Here is an 18,378-nt window from a genome sequence, read left to right on the forward strand (position 1 = left end):
CGACCGCGCGGGCAGCGCAGCGTTCCCGGCTGCACGACGACAACCGACGACGGTACCGCGCCCCGCACGATCGGGCCACTTCCGGTGGCGCTGCTCACGCGGTTCCGATTCCGCACGCCGGCGACGACCGTTCCTGCTACACGCGGCGAGGTTCTCCGGAGGGCGGAAAACCGGTTGGCCCCACCCACTATTCTCCGCGGAGCACAGGATGCGCTGGGAACCATGTCGGTCGACGCGCCGAAACCGACCGCGTCCAGCGGGATGTCAGCCGGACAGCGCGTGCTCGCGCGCGGGTTCATGCTGCTGCTCATCGCGCTGTTGCACGCCCCGATGCTCCTGTTCCACCAGCCGCCCGGGTTCCAGGCGCGACCTTCGGGCTCCGCACCGCTGGACCATGCCGTCGACGCCGTGCTGCGCCGGCTCGTCTACCGTGACCCGGCGGATCAGAACCCGGTGCCGCACCAGGGCAGCTGTTCCTGCGCGAACAGGCGGCCGAACCGCGGGACCGCGGCCGGGTCGCGCACCTGGACCCGGCCCGCGTCCACCATGCGCGATACCGGGTGATCACCGAGGTAGATCGCGCCGAGCGTGGACACGTCCAGGCTCAGGTCCGGCTGCGCATCGGTGCGCTCGGCCCCGTCGGGTCCGATCCGGTAGCAGCCCCGGTTGTCCGGGATGTGCGCGTCGGACACGGCCACCACCACCGGCTCGCCCTCGCCGAAAGTCCGGGCGTTGAGCGCGCTGTGCACGTCGACCAGCCGCACCCAGAGGTCGTCGTCGAGCGATTCGACGTGCACCCGGCGGCGGTCGGTCAGCCACCATTCCAGGGGTTCGTCCACCGGCCGGTTGGCGGCCACCACGGTGTCGGCGAGGTCCGTCTCCAGCAGGAAGCGCCACAGATCTGCGGCGGCCGCCGCGGTCCGAGCTTGGAAGTCGCCGATGCGCAGCGTCACGTGCGCGTCGTCGAACCGGTAGTCCCGCTTAGCGGGCAGGTAGTGCGCGAAACCGTCGGCGACGCCGGATCCGTCGCGGTGCACGAGCACCACGCGCTCACCGGCCGGCGGCGGCATGAGCCCCAGGCCCCACCACGCGTCCGATCGGGAGATCATCCCGGGCCGGTGCAGACCGAAACTGCGGTACACCTCGGGCAGGAGTTCGGCCCCGGCGGCGCTGTCCAGGATCTCGACGCTGCCGCCGGACGGCGCGTCGGAGCGGATGGCCGCGCGCCCGGGTTCCAGCCGGATCCGCCTGCTGCGGCTGGCCAGCCCGTAGCCGAACCGCTCGTAGATGACCGCTTCGGAGGCGTGCAGGATCGCGACCGGCTCACCAGCGGCCCGCGCGCCGGCGAACTGGCGGCCCAGCAGCTCGGTCATCAACCCCTGCCGGGTCTTGTCGGCACGAACCCCGATGCCCGTGACGGCTGCTGCCGGCAGGTGGCCACCAGGCACGGACAGCTCGACCGGCATGGACCGCGCGGTGCCGACGAGTTCCTCCCCGTCGAGGTATCCGCCCAGCACGCGGCCGGGCAGGTGGACCTGCGAGGCGCGTTCCCACTGCGGGTCGGTGGGCGGCGGCGCGTGCAGGGTGCGCAGGAACAGCGTGTTCGCCGCGCGGAAGGAGGACTCGTCGAGCGCGCGGACCTGGGGGTTTGCCATGCGCATGATGATGTGGATCGGCGGTGCGTTTCGTCCATGCCGTCCGGACGTGCACTCGATCACCTGGTTACTCCGATTCGACCGTTCGACGCTGCCGCGACCGCTTCGTCCCTGGTCGTCGTCCTCCCACCCGTGCCTCGCCCCCGGCATCGCGTGCCTCACATCGGTCGGCGCGCGCCGCGGGTGCGGGCGTCGCGGGTTTACCCGCCGCCCGGCGCGGACAGTCCTCGGGACAGCAACCGGACGGATCCGGCCCCGTGACCGGGAGGTGCCTGCCATGGCCGCGGAGTCGTCGGCGCTGCGTGCACTGATCTCACCGGGTCGGTACGTGCAGGGCAACGGGGTGCTGACCCGCCTCGGCGAGAGGATCGAGAAGCTGGGCGCGAACCCGCTGCTGCTCGCCGACGACGTGGTGCGCGAGATCGTCGAGCCGACCGTGCGCTCGTCGTTCGACGCGGCCGGTGTTCCGGTGGTTTTCGAGCGGTTCGGCGGTACGCCGACCGCGGCGGAGAGCAGTCGGGTGGCCTCGGTGCTGCGCGAGAAGGGGCTGGACGTCGTCGTGGGTGTGGGCGGCGGCGCCCCGATCGACACGGCCAAGGCGGCCGGTGACGACCTCGGGCTGCCGGTCGTCGCCGTGCCCACGGTGGCCTCCACCGACGCGCCCACCTCGGCACTGTCCGTCGTGTACACGGCGGAGGGCTCGTTCGAGGCATACCGGTTCTATGAGCGCAATCCGGACCTGGTCGTCGTGGACACCGGGCTGGTCGCCGGCGCCCCGGTGGGCTTCCTCGTCTCCGGGGTCGGGGACGCGCTGGCCACCTGGATCGAGGCGCGTTCGGTCGTGGGCGGCAACGGCACCACGATGGCCGGCGGTTCGCCCACCAAGGCGGGCACGGCACTGGCGAAGCTGTCCTGGGACATCCTCTGGGAATCCGCGCCCGCCGCGGTGCGCGCGGTCGCGCACGATCTGGTCACCCCGGATGTCGAGGCGGTGGTGGAAGCCAACACGCTGCTGTCCGGACTCGGGTTCGAGTCCGGTGGGCTCGCCGCCGCGCACGCGATCCACGACGGGCTCACCGCCGTCCCGCAGACGCACGGGCTCAGCCACGGGCAGAAGGTCAACATCGGGTCGATCGCCCAACTCGTGCTGGAGGGCACGCCCGATGCGGAGGTAGCCGAGTTCGCGCGGTTCACCGCGCAGCTGGGGTTGCCGACCACGCTGACCGAGGCCGGTCTGGCCGGGCAGGACCAGGCGCTGCGCTCGGTCGCCGAGGCCGCGACCGATCCCGCGGAGACGATCCACAACATGCGGTTCCGCGTCGGGGCCGACGACGTGGTCCGCGCGCTGCGCGCTGTGGAGCTCGTCGGGCGGCACGTGCGCGCGCAGGCCGGCCTGCCCGACCCGCGCCCGCCCGCCGGGCACTGACCCGCCCGCGCGAACCCGTCCCGAGCCGTGTCGTCGCTGCATCGGGACGGCATCGGATCCGCCCGGATGGCGGCTCATTCGTCGGTCGGTGTTGCCGGCCCGATCTCCGCTCGTGCGTTGACGACCGGCGCGATGAGCAGGTCGTAGACCAGTGCACCGATCACCCCGCCGACGAGCGGGCCGACGATCGGGATCCAGAAGTACCAGCTGAACTGTTCGTAGCTGCCCGGGAACGCGATGTCACCCCAGCCGGTCAGATAGGTCCACAACCGCGGCCCGAAGTCGCGGGCGGGATTGATCGCGTATCCGGCGTTGGTGCCGAACGTGAGACCGATGGTGGTGACGACCATGCCGATCAGGAACGGGCCCATGTTGCTGGACGGGGCCGTGTTGCGCGTGTCGATGAGCGCGCAGATCAGCAGCACCAGCACCGCGGTTCCCACGATCTGGTCGAGCAGCGGTCCCCACCAGGAGCCGGCGAAGTACTCCGCGGGGAACGTCGCGAATATCGCGTACGTGTCCAGGGATTCGCTGCGCGGCAGGCCTTCCTTGGCGTTGTAGGCGTCGATCGCCCAGACGTAGACCGAGTACACCAGTCCCGCGGCCAGGAACGCGCCGACCGTCTGGGCCAGCCAGTACGGCGCGACCTTGCGCCACGGGAAGATCCGGCGCACCGCGAAGGCCAGGCTCACCGCCGGGTTGATGTGCGCACCGCTGATGCCGCCCGCGACGTACACACCGAACGTGACGGCGAATCCCCAGCCGAGGATGATGATGAGCCAGTTCGCCGGACCGAAGTCGTCGACCTGCCTGCCCGATCCGGACAGCCCGACGATCGCCACCGCGACCGAGGCGCACCCGAACAGGATCAGCACGAACGTTCCGAGGAACTCGGCGATCATCTCCCCGCCGAGGCCCGTCCGATAGCCGCGGCGAGCGCTTCCGTGTTCAGCCACCGCCCCTCCCCGATCCGATCGGTCGGAGGCTGCTGGACGAGGCCCCGGACTGGCCGGGCGGCGACCGCGTCTCCGACGGCGTTCGGCGGATTCCCGCGCGGTGCGCGCATCGGCACCGCGCGGAGTCACCGGAAGTGTAGGGCTCCGGGCGGTGTCGCGCGCGCTGCCCGGTGCGCCACAAGCGGTTTCGAACTGGTGGTGCACGAGCGGGGTCACCGGTGCATGACCGTGCCGGTGGGCGCAGGACGAAGGGATGCGCCGAAAACGCCGCGTTGATCGGGTCGTTCGCCCGGCCGAGCCGGATCCGCGTAGGCTCAGCGGCGTTCGGCCCGCAGGTGCCAGACCCGGCCGAGGATCCTGCCCCGCTCATCGGTGCGCAGCGCGGGCAGGTCGATGACCATGCCCGCATCGCGCAGGTTCTGCGGTCCCGCGCGCTCCACGAGTTCGCGGGTGAGCACCGTGGTGTAGTCGGTGGCTTCGATCCCGGTGATGTTCCAGTGCTCGGCCAGGTGCGCGCGCAGGTCCGCGCGGCTGACGGTCATCGACGGGGGCAGCCGGAACCCGGCGTCGTCCACATCGGCGAAGCAGAACAGGTGCAGTTGCGCCCCCGGAGCCGTGACCGCGTGCAGCGCAGCGGCGTAGGCGGAGCGCTGCTCCCCGGTCAGGCAGTGGTACAGCGCGCTGTCCAGCACCGTCTCGCTGCGCCGGTCGACACCGTCCATCGTGGTCACATCGGTGTGCCGGAACTCCACCTCCACACCGGCTTGCGCGGCGCGGTCCCGGGCGGTGTCCACAGCGGTGGCGGCGCCGTCCACGCCGAGCACCGAGACCCCCCGCCCGGCGAGGAAGATCGCGTTGTCGCCGGTACCGCACCCGGCGTCGAGCACGGACCCGGCCAGCTGGCCGGATTCGGCCGCGGCCACCACGGCCGGCTGCGGCTCCCCGATGTCCCACGGAGCCCGGTCGAAGGTGATGGCGGAATCCGGCAGCGGTGACTCGCCCCGGTAGACGGACTCGAAGTCGATGTCCTCGGCGGTGAACTCGGTTGTCATCGGTCTCCTCCTTCAGCATGGCGCGATCGTCGCGCGGACACCTCCCCAGAAAATGACACACCGTGCCATTTGTCAATGCAGTAGCATTCGAGGGCCGGAACGGACGGAGGTACAGCCGTGGACGGTCTGCGGGAACGCAAGAAGGAGCACACACGGGAGGCGATCGAGCACGTCGCGATCCGCCTGTTCACCGAGCGCGGGTACGAGGCGACGCCGATCGAAGCGATCTGCGAAGCGGTGCTGGTGTCCCGCCGCACGTTCTTCCGCTACTTCACGTCCAAGGAGGACGTCGTGCTCAGCCGCTCCCGGCGGGCCTACGCACTGGCCGTCGACGAACTGGCGCAGCGCCCGGCGGACGAGCCCTACCGCGACGCGGTGCGGGCGGTGTTCACCCGAGCCGGAGCCCTGTTCACCGAGGACCGCGCCGGCCAGCTCCAGCGGGTGCGCCTGCTGACCGAAGTGCCCGCGCTGGCCGGACCGTTCCTGAACCTGCTCGGCGAGTTCGAACTGCTGCTCGGCGGGTTCCTCGCCGACCGGTCGGGCCGGGAGCGGGACGAGCCCCGGGTGCGGCTGGCCGCGGCTGCTGCGACCACGTCGTTCCGGGTAGCCGCCGAGATCTGGCGGGACCGCGCGGGCGAGCCGGACCTGGCCGCGCTGGCCGCGGACAACCTGGATACCTTGCTCCCGGACCAGCTACTCGCCGACGAGAACAGGTAAACACCCCCGCCGAGGGGGTGCGGTCTGGCACGATGCCCGGGTGATCAGCACGAACAGACGATTCCGGCGCAGCCAGCCCCTTCCCGTCCTGCTGGGTGTGCTCGGCGGAACGGTCATCGGCGAGCTGCTCGACCACCCGCTCCTCGGCGGAGCGGTGGGTGTGGCGGCGGGCATCGTCTACCTGCGGCTCCGCCGGTACCGCCGAACCAGCGCTCGACCGGACGGGCCGGCCTAACCTCGCGGGCTCAGACCCCGAACGCCGCCGGGTACCGGATGGTGCCGGTGGCCACCGGGCGCTGCGGATCCAGCGCCAGCGCCATGAGCGCTTCGTCGGGCACCTCGAAACCGGCGCGGATGCCCAACCGCGACGCCGGTACGAACCCGAACCGCGGGTAGTACTCGGCGTGCCCGAGCACGACCACGGTGTTCTCCGGAAGAACGCGTGCCGCCGCCAACGCTGCCCGGGTGGCCGCCGAACCGGCACCGCGGCGCTGGTGCGCCGGCAGCACCGAGCACGGGGCCAGCGCCAGCGCGGGCTGCTCGTCGATGCGGCACCGGGTCAGCAGGGCGTGCCCGACGATGCCGCCGTCCGCGGTCTCGGCGACCTGGGACAGCCCCTCGATCCACGCGTCGGGATCGGCGCGCAGCGCCTCCACCAGGTCGGCTTCCTCCGCCGTCGGGAACGCGGCGAGCAACACCTCGCGGATGGCGGCGCGATCATCGGGCGTCTCCGGCCGGGTGTTCCAAGGGCTCATGGCGGTGTTCCCGTTTCTGCTCGGTGGTCGCCCGGCACGCTAGCACCGCCCCCGCCGGCCGGATCCCGCACGCCGACCGGCATGCGAAACGCCCCCGCCCGGGAGCGGGGACGTCGCGCCGGTGGCGTTCAGCGCACGGAACGCATATCCGGACCGGTCCGCGGTGCCGGCACCGCGGGACCCGAGTGGTAGGTGCTCCCGCACAGCCCGATCGGGAGCACGATCCCGGCTCCGTGGACGGCGGTGCACGCCGAGTGCTGCCTGTTGGATGTCGTGGTACCAGGGGCCCGCTTCGGACCGGTCCGGCGGATTCTCATGCACGCTCACCTCGCTCGTCGCGCCCGGAACGCTGCCAGGCGCGGAGATGTTCTCGACGCTGGTGCTCGGCCAGCTGCTCCTTGACGAGTGCTTCCTGCCGCGGGGTCGGATGCCCCTCCCCCATCGCCAGTTCCGCATCGACGAGCTCCTGCTCGCGGGAGCCGCCGTGTCCGGCACCGGTTTGCTGCTCCGGGCTGGGTCTGGCGCGGCGCAGCGGCCGCGCCCTGCGGAAGGGGTTGTCCGGGGGAAGTCCGCCGGCGATCCGACCGTAGGTGCCCAGGACACCCAGGGCGATGCCCACGCTAAGGCTGAACACGACGTTCGGCATCCGGAATCCGAGCAGGTTCCACCCGGTGCCCAGGACCGCGAGGTGCGCCAGGCCGGAGGCGGTGAACAGCACCCCCAGCAGCGCGGCCGCCGTGGACGCCGTGGGATCGCCCCGCCAGGCCGTGCCCACCAGCACCGCCCCGGCCAGCACCGAGATCGCCGACAGCGCCCCGCTGGTCGACATGCCCAGCGCGGTCGCACCCTGTTCGCCGAACAACTGCGGAGCGCCCGCGAACCCGATCGCGGCGAAGATCCACAGCACGACACCGAGCGCCGCGGCGCCGAAGCGGTGCACCCGGTGCACCCGGTGATCGCGGACGGCCGAGGTCATCTGCACAACTCCTGGATCCCAGCGGTGGCGCGCCTTTCCGGCCCGGCCCCTGTGGTCCCCGGTGCGTCGAACGGGCAAACATCGCGACCGCGACCGGATCCCATCCGGCCGAAAATCTCTACCGCGGCGCGTGATTCGCCGCCCGGCGTCCGACCGGATCAGCGGGGCCGGCGGCTTCGCGCCGATGCGTGGCCACGGCGGTCGCGGCGTTGGCGGTGACGATGACCGCGATCGCCGCCCAGCCCGGACCATCCAGCCGTTCCCCGAGGAACAGCGTGCCGATCACCGCCGCGTACACGGGGTTGACGCTCATGAACACGCCGAACAGGCCGGCGGGAACGCGGCGCAGCGCGAGGAGATCGGCCAGCAGCGGCACCGCCGAGGACAGCACCCCGGCGGCCAGGGCGCAGGCCAACACGCTGATCGACGGGCGCTGCAACGCCAGCACGAGCACCGCGACCGGCAGGCAGACCAGCGCGGACACCGCGGCCGCCGCGATCGAACCCTGCGTTCCGGGGACGCGGCGGCCCAATTCCCTGCTGAACAGGATGTGCCCGGCCCAGCAGCACGCGGCCAGCAACGCGAGGCCGATGCCGAGGTGGTCGCTGCTCGGTTGCGGGCGGGTCAGCACCAACACGGCAGCGGCCGCGGCGACCGCGCATCCGGCGTCGAGGCGCCGCCGCGACGAGGCCAGGGCCACCGCCAGCGGGCCGAGGAACTCCAGCGTGACCGCGAGTCCGAGTCCGATCCGCTCGACGGCCGCGTACAGGCTCAGGTTCATGCCGCCGAACACCGCGGCACTGCCCAGCACGGTGCGCCACTGGGCTCCGGTGAGCGCGCGGAGCCCCGGCCGCCCGGCCACCAGGAGCACCAGCCCGGCCGTGCATTGCCGCAGGGCCACGACCCCGACGGGCCCGAGCACCGGGAAGGCCAGCGACGCCGTGGCCGCACCGCTCTGGTTGGCCAGCCCGGTGCCGAGCAGGAGCCCGACCCCGGTCGCCGTGCTGGATCGACGAGACGGCCGACTGCGCGGTGCGGTCGGCGACGGGAGCGCATCCGAAGTGGCCATGAGCACGAGGATCGCTGCGCACCGCCCATACGCAAAATGCATGCGGCGCCGCATCGATACGCTATGCGCATGGATCTCGAACTACGGCACCTCCGCCTGCTCGTCGCCGTCGTGGACACCGGCAGCTTCACCGACGCAGCGGTCGAGCTCGGGACCTCGCAAGCGTCGGTCTCCCGCGGGCTGCGGTCGCTGGAACGGCTGCTGGGCGTGCGGCTGCTGCACCGCACCAGCCGCGCCGTGGCACCGACGACCGCGGGCGTGCAGGTGCTCTCCCGCGCGCGCAACCTGCTGGCCGAGGCGGACAACCTCGTGCGGGAGGCCACGACCGGGCACACCCGGCTACGCCTCGGCCACGCCTGGGCGGCGCTGGGCGGGCACACCGCGGAATTCCAGCGCCGCTGGCACGAACGCCATCCCGGTGTCGAGCTCATCCTGGTGCGCAACAACACCCCGACCGGCGGCCTGGCCGAGGGCACCTGCGATCTCGCGGTGGTGCGCACCCCGGTCGACCTGCATCGCTACGCGCACGCGACCGTCGCGCACGAATCCCGGTACGTGGCCATGGCGTCGGACGATCCCTGGGCGCGGCGGCGCAGCATCCCGCTGGAGGACATCCGCAGCCGGACGGTCGTCGTGGACCGGCGCACCGGCACCACCACGCTGGACCTGTGGCCGGAGGGACGGCGCCCCGGCGTCGACTACACCGCCGACATCGACGACTGGCTCGCTGCGATCGCCACCGGGCAGTACCTGGGGGTGACCCCGCAGGCCACGACCACCCAGTACCGCAGGGACGGGATCGCCTACCGGCGGGTGCGCGACGCCGAGCCGGTTCCGGTCCGGCTGATCTGGCACCGGCACGACCCGCACCCGATGACGCGCGCCGCGGTGGCGCTGCTCGGCGAGCTGTGATCGGCGATCCCGGTGCCCGCACGGGATGTGCGCGCGAGTGGCCGGTCGGACCGGCCGCGGCTCAGAGCAGACCGCGGCGCGCCGCCGCGACCAGTCGCCGGGGCACGCGCAGCGCGCGGCCGTCGGGTGTGGTCACGTCCACGAGCGCGGGGGCGGTGAGCGCGCCCGCCCACTCCGCGCGACGGGTCCGCGTCCGGCTGCGGGACTTCTTGCGCTTGGGTACGGCCATCGGTGGTCACCTCCGCCTACCGGCGAACCGCGGCGCGGACGGCCGCAGTTCGACAATGGTTTTCATTATCGACAGTAGACCGTACCGCACGCGGTTCCCGCGGGAGCTGCCGCCGTCGCAGGTGCCGAAACACCCGGCAACGAGCGCGAAGACGGGTCAGCCAGACCGGTCGATGGCCGCCGCGACCTCATCGCCGGTGCTGACCTCGGGGAACTGGACCAGCCACCAGGTCGCCCAGTCCCACCGGTAGGCATCCGGATCCACGTCGCCGGCACCGCCGACCGCGACCTCGAACCCGGCCAGCCCATGCCCGCCCGCCGACCGCGGTGCCATGCGCTGCGCACCGCCCGCAGCGGGTACCCGGGCGTGCGGCCGCGGCACCGCGGTGACCTGCGCGCCCGGCGCGAGTCAGCACGGGTGCACCGAGGAACGAGGAGGCGACGGGGATGAAGCTGACAGTGATGATGTTCCTGTCCGCGGACGGGGTCGTGCAGGGTCCGGGCGGCCCGGACGAGGACCGCAGCGGCGGGTTCGAGCGCGGCGGCTGGGTGGTCCCGCACTTCGACGAGGAGACCGGGCAGTACGTGCAGGCGGCGTTCGGGCAGGCCGATGCGTTCTTGCTCGGGCGGCACACCTACGAGATCTTCGCCGGCTGGTGGCCGCAGGTGACCGATCCCGGCGACACCGTGGCCGCGCGGCTCAACGCACTGCCCAAGTACGTCGCCTCGCGCACGATCAGCGAGGGCTCGTGGATCCCGACGACCGTGCTGGGCGGTGACCTGGTGGACGAGGTGGGCGCGCTGAAGAACCTCCCGGGCCGGGAACTGCAGGTCCACGGCAGCGGAGAGCTCGTGCGCACGCTGCACGAGAACGACCTCGTCGACGAGTACCGGCTGCTGATCTTCCCGGTGGTGGTCGGGCAGGGCCGCAGACTGTTCCCGGAGCGGGGTGTGGCAACCGGTCTCAGCCTGTTGGAGGCCCGCACGACCGGTTCCGGGGTGGCCGTCCACACCTACCGCCCGACGGGACGCCCCGAGTACGGCACCGTCGGCGCGTAGGACGGCCCGGACCTCAGCGGCTGCCGGTTCGGGCTTCCCGGCCCGCTCGACGCCAGGCGGCACCGCGCAGCAGCCGCAGCCCGTTGAGCGCGACGAGGATCGTGGAGCCCTCGTGCCCGGCGACCGCCAGCGGGAGCGGCAGGGTGCCGACCAGGTCCCAGAGCACGAGGACCGCGATGCAGGTGCCCGCGAGGACGAGGTTGGCCACGACGGTGCGGTGCGCGCGCCGCGCGAGGGCGATCACCGTCGGCACGGTCGTGAGGTCGTCGCGCACGATGACGGCATCGGCGGTCTGCAGGGTCAGGTCCGAGCGGGTGCCGCCCATGGCCACGCCCGCGTCCGCGGCGGCCAGGGCCGGTGCGTCGTTGATGCCGTCGCCGACCGCGGTCACCGACGCTCCCGACGCCTGCAGCCGCCCCACGACCTCGGCCTTGTCCTCCGGCAGGAGACCCGCCCGCACGTCGCGGATGCCGACCCGCTCGGCGACGCGGGTCGCGGCGGCCGCATCGTCCCCGGTGAGCAGGATCGGGCTCCCGCCGGTCCGGTGCGCGACGGCGGCGGTGGTCGCGGCGGCTTCCGGGCGCACCCGGTCCGCGATACCCAGGGCGCCGACCGGTTCGCCGTCGCGGAGCACGACCACGGCGCTACAGCCTTCGGCCTGCAGGTCCGCCACGGCCGCACCGAGGGGACCGGGCGCGTGCACCGCGGGGGAGCCGACCGCGATGCGGTGGCCGTCGACGCGGGCCCGCACGCCCCGCCCCGGCTGCGCGGTGAACTCGGTGGCCGCGGGGTAGGTGATCCCGCGGCGCGCGGCGGCCTGCACGACGGCCGTCGCCAACGGGTGTTCGCTGGCGTGCTCGGCCGCCGCGGCCAGCGCCAGCACCCGGTCCGCGGACATCGGCCCGCCCTCGACGGTGCTGATCCGGACCAGTTCCGGGGTGCCCGCGGTCAACGTGCCGGTCTTGTCGAACACGACCCGGCTCGTGCCGGCCAGTTGCTCGACGGCGACAGCGGATTTCACCAGCACCCCGTGCCGCCCGGCGTTGGCGATCGCGGCCAGCAGGGGCGGCATCGTGGCCAGCACCACCGCGCACGGCGACGCCACGATCATCAGCACCATCGCGCGCAGCAGCGAGTCCTGCAGCGACTCCCCCAGCGCCAGCGGCACGGCGAAGACCGCCAGGGTCGCCACGACCACGCCGATCGAGTAGCGCTGCTCGATCCGGTCGATGAACAGCTGGGTGCGGGCCTTGGTGCGCGTGGCCCGGTCCACGAGGGCCCCGATGCGGGCGACCACGGTGCCCTCGGCGCGCTGGGCGACCCGGATCTGCAGCGCGCCGGTGCCGTTGAGCGTGCCCGCGAACACCTCGTCACCGCCGGTCTTGTCGGCGGGCAGCGGTTCGCCGGTGATCGTGGCCTGGTCGACCTCGCTGGACCCGCGCACGACGACCCCGTCGGCACCGATCTGCTCGCCGGGGCGCACGAGCACGGTGTCCCCGGGGGCCAGTTCGGCCACGGCGACGCGCTCCTCCGCCCCGTCCGGGCGCAGCCGGGTGGCCGACTCCGGGGCGAGGTCGAGCAGGCCGCGGACCGAGTCCTCGGTGCGGGCGGTGGCGAACGATTCCAGCGCTCCGGAGGTCGCGAAGATGATGATGAGCAGTGCGCCGTCGGTGATCTGCCCGATCGAGGCCGCACCGAGCGCGGCCACGACCATGAGCAGGTCGACGTCGAGGGTCCGGTCTCGCAGCGCCTGCAGGCCCGCCAGCGCGGGCTGCCAGCCGCCCGCCAGGTAGCACACCAGGTACGCGCCCCACCACGTCCACGCGGGCACCCCGGTCACCTGCAGGAGCGCACCGAGCGCGAACAGCACGACCGCGGCGGCCGCCCAGCGCGCTTCGGGCAGCGCGAACAGCGGTGTGCGGCGCGTGCGCGGCGAACCGGCGCCCGGTCCGCGCGGCGGCGACTGCTGCGGAGGGGCCGGTGTCTCTGGCGCAACCACTGCGACCTCCAGGAAGACGGAATCGGCCGCACACGGTAGCAGGAACGATTGAACATGTCTTCATGTGTTTGCCGGACGTTAGACTGCTGCGCATGGGACACGGGGTGCACGGGCGGGACAGACCGGTCGGACGGCTGGACGAGGCCGCCGCCACGCAGGTCGCATCGACCCTGCAGGCCCTGGCCACGCCCAGCCGGCTCCGCATCCTCACCGAACTGCGGCACGACCCGATGCAGGTCACCTCGCTGGCCGAGGCGGTCGGAATGGAGCAGTCGGCCGTGTCGCACCAGCTCCGACTGCTGCGGAACCTCGGTCTGGTCACCGGAACCAGGTCCGGGCGCACCATCGTCTACAGCCTCTACGACGACCACGTGGCGCAGCTGCTCGACGAGGCGATCTACCACAGCGAGCACCTCCGGCTCGGCATCGCCGACCGGACCTCCGAGACCGGCTGAGCACACCGCAGCGGCGCCGCCCGCGGCGAGGTCCCGCCGAAAAGCCCGCTGCGGCCCGGGAACCCGCTGCGGCGGTAACCGGCCGCTCAGGCCCGGTCGGACCCGGCCGCGGGTTCGGGGACAATCGGGGCATGGCTGAGCAGAGCATCTGGATGCAGAAGGTCACCGCGGACCCGGGGCACTCCACCTGGTACGTCGAGCGGTTCCGCTCCATGGCTCGCCAGGGCGAGGACCTGGCCGGGGAAGCGCGCCTCGTGGATGCCATGGCCGCCCGCCACTCGCGCATCCTCGACGCGGGCTGCGGTCCCGGGCGGGTCGGCGGTGCGCTGGCGGAAGCGGGGCACGAGGTCGTCGGCGTCGACGCCGATCCGGTGCTCATCGCCGCCGCCGAGGAAGACCACCCGGGGCCGACCTGGCTGGTCGGCGACCTGGCGGAGCTGGACCTGCCGGCCCGCTCGGTCATCGAACCGTTCGACGTGATCGTCTCCGCGGGCAACGTGCTGCCGTTCCTGGCGCCGGGCACGCGCAGGCAGGTGCTGGACCGGCTGCGCGCCCACCTGGCGCCCGGCGGGCGGATCGCGGCGGGGTTCGGCGCAGGCCGCGGGTACGCGTTCGACGAGTTCCTCGACGACGTCGCCGCCGTCGGGCTCACCGCGGACCAGCTGCTCGGCACCTGGGACCTGCGGCCGTTCACCCCGGAATCGGACTTCCTGGTGGCGTTGCTGCGCGCCTGAGCTCCGTCCCGTGCACCCGCACCGCGCTCACCCCGACTGCCCGACCGGTGCGGAACGGGGGCTGTGGTTGGCGAACCACACCGCGAGTACCACCACCAGGCAGCCGAGGAGCTGGCTGGGCGCGGGCGCCTCGGCCACGATGAGCATCCCGAAGACCACGGCCAGCACCGGCTGCAGCAGCAGGAGCGTCGCCGCGGTGTTCGGCGCCGTCCGCGGGATGGCCGAGGCCAGCAGCAGGAACGGCGCGACCTGGCCGATCAGCGCCAGCAGCGTGATCCACAACCAGGCGCTCCCGGGCAGCGTCAGGTCGATGCCGGTGGTGGCCGGCGCCAGCAGCCCGATGACGAGCGCGGCCGAGCCGGTCGCCGCGCAGACCGGGGTCACCAGGTGCCGGGGGCTGTGCCGACCGGACTGCCGGTTGAGGTGCAGGTATCCCGCGTAGGCGGCGCCGGACAGCAGGCCGAGGACCGTCCCGCGCAGCTGGTGGGTGACCTGCGGGTCGTGCGCGAACGCGCCGCCGACCAGCGCCATGCCGGCGAGCATGATCGGGCAGGCGAGCAGGAACCGCGGCCGGATCGGGGTCGCGCTGAGCACGCGCGCCAGGACGGGGAACACGATCACCTGCACGTTGTTCAGCACGGTCGCCACCCCTGCTCCGGCGTCGAGGATGGCCGCCGTGTACATCGCGTAGTCCAGTCCCAGGAACACACCGGCCAGTACGGCCCACCCCAGCAGCGGCCGCGGCAGCATCCCGTGCCGACGGCACTCGCGCACCGCCAGCGGGCCCAGCGCGAGCAGCGCGATGGCGCAGCGCAGGAAGGCGACGGTGCCCGCGTCGACCGCGGCGAGCTTGACCAGCACCCCCGTTAGCGACAGGCAGCAGGCGGCGGCGATGACCACGAGCCCGGGCGGTGCGCCGGGCGCGGGCGTACCGGGGGTTGGCGTACCGGGGGTTGGCGTACCGGGAAGCTTGTCCTGCAACGGCGAGGTGGGCACGCATTGCACCGTCCCACCCGAAACAGGAAAGCACCATTGACGTTTTTTTACGGGGTGCTGATAGTTTCACTTACATGTTGACCTGGGAGCGCCTCCGCGTGTTCGCAGCCGTGGCCGAGCACTCCTCGATCACCGCGGCGGCCGACGCGCTGCACCTCACCCGCCCGGCGGTCTCCCAGCACCTCCGCAAGCTGGAACGCGAGACCGGCAGCGCGCTCGTCGAACCGGACGGCCGCGGAATCCGACTCACCAACGCCGGGCAGGTGCTGGCCGCCACGGCACACTCCGTGACGGCCGCGATCAACGACGCCGAACGCGATCTGGCCAACATCCAGGACCGCATCGTCGGTCCGCTGCACGTGGGATCGGTGGCCAGCGCGCTGCGCTCCTTCGTGGTGGACGCGCTGCGCGAGGTGACCGAGCAGCACCCGCAGGTGGCGCCGACGGTGCGCGACGGCGAGGTCATCGACCTCATCCCGCAGCTGCGGGCGCGCAGGCTGGATGCGGTGGTGCTGGAGAGCTGGTCCGGGTGGCCGGCCCGGATGCCGCCGGGGGTCGTGCTCACCGAACTGCTCACCGAGCAGGTCCAGCTCGCGGTCCCGGCAGACCACCCGCTCGCGGCGCGCCCCGTGGTGCACGTCGAGAACCTGCACGGCCAGCGCTGGGCCAGCTGCCCGCCCGGCACCGAGGGCTACGAAGCACTGGTGCAGACGATGCGGGCGCGCTCCATCGACGTCGAGGTGGACTTCTGCGCCGCCGACTACACCACGCAGCTGTCGGTGGTGGCCGCCGGGATGGCCGTCGCTCTGATCCCGGGGATCGCCCGCCCCGCGCAGGCGGCGGGAGTGCGCTTCGTCCCGTGCGAACCGGCCGTGCACCGCACCGTCTCGGTCGCCACCGCGGAAACCCGGACCACGCCGGCCGTCCGCACCTTCGTCACCGCGCTGCAGGCGGCCGCCCGGCGCTGAGCTCCGGATCCGATATGGACGGACGATGTGGACGGACATCACGGAATCGCCGCTGTACCGGGGTTTTCCCGACCCCGATCAGCTGGTCTGCGCGGGGGTATCCGTCCGGCCGATGGCGGCGTGCACGGCCGCCAGGCAGCTGCGCGTCGTGGCGCGCAGTGCCGCGTCGGCCTCCGAGTCGTGCAGGGCCAGGGAGTGCTGCAGCAGCGCTTCGGATTCCACGTGCCGCTCCAGGCGATATTCGAGCACACCCAGCGCGCGCACCGCGATCCCCTCGGCCGTGCGGTCGTCGAGCTGGCGGGCCGCGGTGCACGCGAGGGTGTGCAGCCGGCGGGACTCGTCGAAGTAGCCGTACCGGTCGAGGTAGGACCACAGCGTCGTGGAGAAGTCGACGGTGCACGTCGGGCGGCCGAGCTCCAGGGCACGCTCCGCGGCGCAGACCAGGTTCGGCAGTTCGGCGTCCAGCCAGTGCAGGGCGGGCTCTCGCCCGTCCACCTCCGCCGGCGGGGTTCCCGCGGTGTCCCGGGTGCGCAGCACCGCTTCCCGCGGATCCAGGAACGCCGCGGCGTGCGTGGCGCCGCCCAGGTAGTGGTCGAGCAGGCGGCCCTGGCCCGCAGCGCGGTGCTCGTGCCGGTCGGCGAGGTCGGTGGCATAGGTGCGCAGCAAGTCGTGCATCCGGTAGCGCCCGCTGTGCACCTCGTCGAGCAGCCGGTAGCGGACGAGTTCGTCCAGCAGTCGCCGCGCCTGCCGCGCATCGGTATCCCCGAGCAGCGCCGCCGCGGCGTGCGCGTCCACGTGGTGGCGCGGATGCATGCAGTGGAACCCGCAGAACCGGAACAACCGCGCCGCCTCCGGGCTCAGTTGCCGGTAGGACCAGGACAGCACCGCACGGATCGAGGTGCGCTCGTCCCCGGTGTCCAGCAGGTCCAGCCGGTCATGCTCCACGTCGAGTTCGGCCACCAGCGAGGCGATGTCCCGGCTGCGGCGGCTGCGGATGCGCTCGGCCGCGACGCGCAGCGCCAGCGGCAGGCCCGCGCAGTGCGCGATGAGCTGATCGGCCTGCTCGTGATCGGGCTCGTCCGGCCGCCCGGTGCGGGTGGACAGCAGCGCGCGGGCGTCGTAGCGGGGCATCGGGTCCAGGTCGATCCGGTGGGCGCCCTCACCGGCGACGAGACCGTCGAGCGGGCTGCGGCTGGTGATCAGCGTGAAGCACGACGACGTCCCGGGCAGCAAGGGGCGGATTTGCTCGACCGTGGACGCGTTGTCCAGCACCACCAGCAGCCTGCGGCCGTCGGTGAGCGTGCGGAACCGGGTCACCCGGCCGTCCAGGTCCGGCGGGATCGCCTCGCCGGGCACGCCGAGCCCGCGCAGGAAGCTGCCCAGCGCATCGGCGGTGCGCACCGGGTCATTCGGGCTGAAGCCGTGCAGGTCGATGTGCAGCTGCCCGTCCGGGAAACGCTCGCGGGCACCCTGCGCCCAGCGCGTGACCAGGGCGGTCTTGCCGACTCCCGCCGTGCCCACCACCGCGGCCACCCGCGGGGACTCCGCCCCGGAAGCGCTGATCCGGTCCAGCGCGGCCAGCTCGAAGCGTCGCCCGATGAAGTCCGCGGGCGGCGACGGCAGCTGGGCGGGCCGGGGCGCGTGCGGCGGGGGCGAAGCCGCGGTGGCGGTCTCGTCGCCGTCGAGGACGGCGCGCTGCGCCCGGCGCAGCTCCGCGCCGGGTTCCACACCCAGCTCCTCGACGAGCACCTGCCGGGCGCGGTGGAAGACGGCGAGCGCGTCGGCCTGCCGACCGCTGCGGTGCAGCGCGGTCATCAGCAACGCCTGCAGGCGCTCGCGCAGCGGGTACCGACCGACCAACTCGGACAGTTCGGCCACCGCGGTGCCGGTACGCCCGCCCTGCAGCTCGGCAGCGTAGAGGTCCTCGGTGGCGATCAGCCGCAGTTCGGCCAGGCGCTGTGCCTCCCCGGCCAGCGCGGGCAGGTCGATGCCCTGGAACGGGTCGCCGCGCCACAACCCCAGCGCCTCGCGCAGCAAACCGGTGCGCGAGCGCGGATCGTCGGTGTCGGCGGCGTGACCCAGCAGCCGTTCGAAGCGCTCGGCATCGAGCTCACCGCGCTCGACGCGCACCCGGTAGCCGCCGGGTCCGAACGAGAGCCGGTCCGGTTCGCCCAGCGCCCGGCGCAGTTTGTGCACGTTGGTGTGCAACCGTCGTGCGCCGTCGTCCTCGTCGTGGCCGGGCCAGAGGGCTTCGACGAGTGATTCCGCGGCGACCGGCGCGTTGGCCCGCGCCAGCAGCAAGGAGAGCAGGCCGAGCCGCACGCGGCCGGACACCCCGCACGGCTGTGCTCCGCTGGCGACGCGAACCGGTCCCAGCACCTCGAACCGCACGGCTTGCACCACCCCCGCTCAGCATTATGA

General features: G+C 73.0%; 19 protein-coding genes. 8 read left to right on the plus strand and 11 right to left on the minus strand.

What is annotated here, in order from left to right:
- Positions 1–443 precede the first annotated feature (443 nt).
- Complete coding sequence (locus tag IQ251_RS04125; protein ID WP_193927080.1) at positions 444–1,655, minus strand: GNAT family N-acetyltransferase; 1,212 nt, start codon at positions 1,653–1,655, stop codon at positions 444–446.
- 277 nt (positions 1,656–1,932) lie between these two features.
- On the opposite strand from IQ251_RS04125, the gene IQ251_RS04130 reads away from it, so the two are divergent.
- Positions 1,933–3,081: a glycerol dehydrogenase gene (locus IQ251_RS04130; RefSeq protein WP_193927081.1), complete on the plus strand. Its 1,149-nt coding sequence runs from the start codon at positions 1,933–1,935 to the stop codon at positions 3,079–3,081.
- A 74-nt stretch (positions 3,082–3,155) separates the two neighbouring features.
- On the opposite strand, the gene IQ251_RS04135 is transcribed toward IQ251_RS04130, so the two are convergent.
- Both IQ251_RS04135 and IQ251_RS04140 read right to left on the minus strand, forming a co-directional pair.
- On the minus strand, positions 3,156–3,983 hold the full coding sequence (locus tag IQ251_RS04135) for an MIP/aquaporin family protein (protein WP_193927279.1): 828 nt from the start codon (positions 3,981–3,983) through the stop codon (positions 3,156–3,158).
- A 368-nt stretch (positions 3,984–4,351) separates the two neighbouring features.
- Positions 4,352–5,089, minus strand: coding sequence for a class I SAM-dependent methyltransferase (locus IQ251_RS04140; protein WP_193927082.1), 738 nt, complete (start codon positions 5,087–5,089; stop codon positions 4,352–4,354).
- Positions 5,090–5,206: 117 nt separating this feature from the next.
- On the opposite strand from IQ251_RS04140, the gene IQ251_RS04145 reads away from it, so the two are divergent.
- Complete coding sequence (locus tag IQ251_RS04145; protein ID WP_193927083.1) at positions 5,207–5,806, plus strand: TetR family transcriptional regulator; 600 nt, start codon at positions 5,207–5,209, stop codon at positions 5,804–5,806.
- A gap of 40 nt (positions 5,807–5,846) precedes the next feature.
- The gene (locus IQ251_RS04150; RefSeq protein ID WP_193927084.1) at positions 5,847–6,041 is read left to right on the plus strand and encodes a hypothetical protein; all 195 of its coding nucleotides are present in this window, start codon (positions 5,847–5,849) and stop codon (positions 6,039–6,041) included.
- A 10-nt stretch (positions 6,042–6,051) separates the two neighbouring features.
- Here the strand turns inward: IQ251_RS04150 and IQ251_RS04155 are convergent, their stop codons facing one another.
- From IQ251_RS04155 to IQ251_RS04165, 3 genes are all read right to left on the minus strand, one after another.
- Positions 6,052–6,561 (minus strand): GNAT family N-acetyltransferase, encoded by a 510-nt coding sequence (locus IQ251_RS04155; RefSeq protein ID WP_193927085.1) that lies wholly within the window; start codon positions 6,559–6,561, stop codon positions 6,052–6,054.
- A gap of 313 nt (positions 6,562–6,874) precedes the next feature.
- A complete protein-coding gene (locus tag IQ251_RS04160; RefSeq protein ID WP_193927086.1) occupies positions 6,875–7,537 on the minus strand; it encodes a DUF4383 domain-containing protein in 663 nt (220 codons plus the stop codon).
- Between the two features lie 118 nt (positions 7,538–7,655).
- Positions 7,656–8,606, minus strand: coding sequence for an EamA family transporter (locus tag IQ251_RS04165; RefSeq protein WP_193927087.1), 951 nt, complete (start codon positions 8,604–8,606; stop codon positions 7,656–7,658).
- Positions 8,607–8,675: 69 nt separating this feature from the next.
- Here IQ251_RS04165 and IQ251_RS04170 point away from each other — a divergent pair, with 69 nt between their 5' ends.
- On the plus strand, positions 8,676–9,518 hold the full coding sequence (locus tag IQ251_RS04170) for a LysR family transcriptional regulator (protein ID WP_193927088.1): 843 nt from the start codon (positions 8,676–8,678) through the stop codon (positions 9,516–9,518).
- 61 nt (positions 9,519–9,579) lie between these two features.
- Here the strand turns inward: IQ251_RS04170 and rpmF are convergent, their stop codons facing one another.
- Together rpmF and IQ251_RS04180 are read right to left on the minus strand one after the other, a co-directional pair.
- A complete protein-coding gene (gene rpmF, locus IQ251_RS04175; protein ID WP_193927089.1) occupies positions 9,580–9,747 on the minus strand; it encodes a 50S ribosomal protein L32 in 168 nt (55 codons plus the stop codon).
- Positions 9,748–9,903: 156 nt separating this feature from the next.
- Positions 9,904–10,080, minus strand: a complete 177-nt coding sequence (locus IQ251_RS04180) for a hypothetical protein (RefSeq protein WP_193927090.1) — start codon at positions 10,078–10,080, stop codon at positions 9,904–9,906.
- Positions 10,081–10,193: 113 nt separating this feature from the next.
- Between IQ251_RS04180 and IQ251_RS04185 the strand changes: the two genes are divergently transcribed.
- Positions 10,194–10,805 (plus strand): dihydrofolate reductase family protein, encoded by a 612-nt coding sequence (locus IQ251_RS04185; protein ID WP_193927091.1) that lies wholly within the window; start codon positions 10,194–10,196, stop codon positions 10,803–10,805.
- Positions 10,806–10,818: 13 nt separating this feature from the next.
- On the opposite strand, the gene IQ251_RS04190 is transcribed toward IQ251_RS04185, so the two are convergent.
- The gene (locus IQ251_RS04190; protein WP_193927092.1) at positions 10,819–12,804 is read right to left on the minus strand and encodes a heavy metal translocating P-type ATPase; all 1,986 of its coding nucleotides are present in this window, start codon (positions 12,802–12,804) and stop codon (positions 10,819–10,821) included.
- A gap of 92 nt (positions 12,805–12,896) precedes the next feature.
- Between IQ251_RS04190 and IQ251_RS04195 the strand changes: the two genes are divergently transcribed.
- Both IQ251_RS04195 and IQ251_RS04200 read left to right on the plus strand, forming a co-directional pair.
- Positions 12,897–13,259, plus strand: coding sequence for an ArsR/SmtB family transcription factor (locus IQ251_RS04195; RefSeq protein WP_193927093.1), 363 nt, complete (start codon positions 12,897–12,899; stop codon positions 13,257–13,259).
- A 131-nt stretch (positions 13,260–13,390) separates the two neighbouring features.
- Positions 13,391–13,993, plus strand: a complete 603-nt coding sequence (locus tag IQ251_RS04200) for a class I SAM-dependent methyltransferase (RefSeq protein ID WP_193927094.1) — start codon at positions 13,391–13,393, stop codon at positions 13,991–13,993.
- Positions 13,994–14,020: 27 nt separating this feature from the next.
- Here IQ251_RS04200 and IQ251_RS04205 read toward each other — a convergent pair whose 3' ends face one another.
- Positions 14,021–14,989, minus strand: coding sequence for a DMT family transporter (locus tag IQ251_RS04205; RefSeq protein WP_370591193.1), 969 nt, complete (start codon positions 14,987–14,989; stop codon positions 14,021–14,023).
- Positions 14,990–15,063: 74 nt separating this feature from the next.
- Between IQ251_RS04205 and IQ251_RS04210 the strand changes: the two genes are divergently transcribed.
- Positions 15,064–15,957 (plus strand): LysR family transcriptional regulator, encoded by an 894-nt coding sequence (locus IQ251_RS04210; protein WP_193927095.1) that lies wholly within the window; start codon positions 15,064–15,066, stop codon positions 15,955–15,957.
- Between the two features lie 78 nt (positions 15,958–16,035).
- Here IQ251_RS04210 and IQ251_RS04215 read toward each other — a convergent pair whose 3' ends face one another.
- Positions 16,036–18,360 (minus strand): AfsR/SARP family transcriptional regulator, encoded by a 2,325-nt coding sequence (locus tag IQ251_RS04215; protein WP_193927096.1) that lies wholly within the window; start codon positions 18,358–18,360, stop codon positions 16,036–16,038.
- Positions 18,361–18,378 lie beyond the last annotated feature (18 nt).

Origin of the sequence: Saccharopolyspora montiporae, assembly GCF_015209505.1 — a bacterium.
GTDB classification, from domain to species: domain Bacteria; phylum Actinomycetota; class Actinomycetes; order Mycobacteriales; family Pseudonocardiaceae; genus Saccharopolyspora; species Saccharopolyspora montiporae.

What these genes read in the sequence shown, in the direction of transcription:
- IQ251_RS04125 (WP_193927080.1), bottom strand. Translation starts at nt 1,655, where the DNA reads ATGGCAAACCCCCAGGTCCGCGCGCTCGACGAGTCCTCCTTCCGCGCG.
- IQ251_RS04130 (WP_193927081.1), top strand. Translation starts at nt 1,933, where the DNA reads ATGGCCGCGGAGTCGTCGGCGCTGCGTGCACTGATCTCACCGGGTCGG.
- IQ251_RS04135 (WP_193927279.1), bottom strand. Translation starts at nt 3,983, where the DNA reads ATGATCGCCGAGTTCCTCGGAACGTTCGTGCTGATCCTGTTCGGGTGC.
- IQ251_RS04140 (WP_193927082.1), bottom strand. Translation starts at nt 5,089, where the DNA reads ATGACAACCGAGTTCACCGCCGAGGACATCGACTTCGAGTCCGTCTAC.
- IQ251_RS04155 (WP_193927085.1), bottom strand. Translation starts at nt 6,561, where the DNA reads ATGAGCCCTTGGAACACCCGGCCGGAGACGCCCGATGATCGCGCCGCC.
- IQ251_RS04160 (WP_193927086.1), bottom strand. Translation starts at nt 7,537, where the DNA reads ATGACCTCGGCCGTCCGCGATCACCGGGTGCACCGGGTGCACCGCTTC.
- IQ251_RS04165 (WP_193927087.1), bottom strand. Translation starts at nt 8,606, where the DNA reads ATGGCCACTTCGGATGCGCTCCCGTCGCCGACCGCACCGCGCAGTCGG.
- IQ251_RS04170 (WP_193927088.1), top strand. Translation starts at nt 8,676, where the DNA reads ATGGATCTCGAACTACGGCACCTCCGCCTGCTCGTCGCCGTCGTGGAC.
- rpmF (WP_193927089.1), bottom strand. Translation starts at nt 9,747, where the DNA reads ATGGCCGTACCCAAGCGCAAGAAGTCCCGCAGCCGGACGCGGACCCGT.
- IQ251_RS04180 (WP_193927090.1), bottom strand. Translation starts at nt 10,080, where the DNA reads ATGGCACCGCGGTCGGCGGGCGGGCATGGGCTGGCCGGGTTCGAGGTC.
- IQ251_RS04185 (WP_193927091.1), top strand. Translation starts at nt 10,194, where the DNA reads ATGAAGCTGACAGTGATGATGTTCCTGTCCGCGGACGGGGTCGTGCAG.
- IQ251_RS04195 (WP_193927093.1), top strand. Translation starts at nt 12,897, where the DNA reads ATGGGACACGGGGTGCACGGGCGGGACAGACCGGTCGGACGGCTGGAC.
- IQ251_RS04200 (WP_193927094.1), top strand. Translation starts at nt 13,391, where the DNA reads ATGGCTGAGCAGAGCATCTGGATGCAGAAGGTCACCGCGGACCCGGGG.
- IQ251_RS04210 (WP_193927095.1), top strand. Translation starts at nt 15,064, where the DNA reads ATGTTGACCTGGGAGCGCCTCCGCGTGTTCGCAGCCGTGGCCGAGCAC.